1 protein-coding gene is annotated in these 250 nt (G+C 73.2%); it reads right to left on the reverse strand.

Features of this window, described 5'->3' with window-relative positions:
* Nucleotides 1–222 (reverse strand): hypothetical protein (locus tag ACZ3HH_RS30835; RefSeq protein ID WP_465810483.1); only part of this gene is annotated, 222 nt, incomplete at its 3' end.
* Between the last annotated feature and the right edge of the window lie 28 nt (nt 223–250).

The following is a 250-nucleotide window of genomic DNA, read 5'->3' on the forward strand; positions in this document are numbered from 1 at the left end:
GGCGACGACCGACCCGCCACCGGCCTCGTCGATGCGCACCGACAGGCCCTGTGCCGAGAGCCGGTCGGCGAGGTCCTCGGCATCCACGATCCCCACGAGCGATGCGGTCGCGGCGGTGCGGTCGCGCAGCCGGTCCTCGATCTGACCGCGGAGCCGCGCACCAAGCGCCACGTCGACGATCACCGCGAGCACGACGAGCAGCAGCGCGACGAGCGCCAGCACGGACACGATCGTCCGACGCCGGAGCGAT

It is taken from the genome of Pseudomonas sp. PME37.24/025, from assembly GCF_055556615.1.